Annotated in this window: 2 protein-coding genes; both read left to right on the top strand. The window is 44.6% G+C overall.

The features are described from left to right. Window positions 1-301: ethanolamine ammonia-lyase reactivating factor EutA (locus SB773_RS29965; RefSeq protein ID WP_410593824.1), on the top strand; the 301-nt coding region annotated here is incomplete at its 5' end. An 18-nt stretch (window positions 302-319) separates the two neighbouring features. Then, the coding region (gene eutB, locus SB773_RS29960) for an ethanolamine ammonia-lyase subunit EutB (protein WP_410593822.1) at window positions 320-569 on the top strand (250 nt) is incomplete at its 3' end.

The raw sequence follows: 569 nt of genomic DNA, 5'->3' as shown, positions 1-569 counted from the left end.
GAATTTTGACTTTTATTTAACGAATATACCTTATCTATCTTTTCGGGACATACAGCAGCTCGCAGCCGAATTTACCGAGGCTTTGATGCAAAAGCCGAATCAGCAGCAACCTCTGATAATTGTGATGGACAGTGATTATGGGAAGGTGCTTGGTCAAACATTTCTAGCGAACCGACCAGATTTGCCGGTCATCTGCATTGATCAGACACAAGTGGAACATGGGGATTATTTAGATATAGGAAGGCTGCTGCGGACAGGGGTCGTTCCGGTTGTCGTAAAAACACTGACCTTCCACAACTAAGAAACGGAGGATTATACGATGAAATTATCTGCTCAATACTTTGGGGAAATCCATCAATTCAAATCGTTGAAAGAAGTCTTGGCCAAAGCGAATGAAGAGAAATCAGGAGATAGGCTTGCGGGAATTGCGGCGGATTCTGTCCAAGAACGGATTGCGGCGAAAGCTGTGCTTAGCGAATTGACTTTGGCGGACATTAGGAATTATCCCTTACTCTCCCCGGAAGAGGATGAAGTGTCACGGATCATAGATGGTCTCATCAATGGAACCA

This window comes from Bacillus sp. SIMBA_074, assembly GCF_046534555.1.
Lineage (GTDB): Bacteria > Bacillota > Bacilli > Bacillales > Bacillaceae_G > Bacillus_A > Bacillus_A mycoides.
The sequence above is the reverse complement of the archived record's forward strand: the minus strand, read 5'-3'. Positions and strand labels throughout refer to the sequence as shown.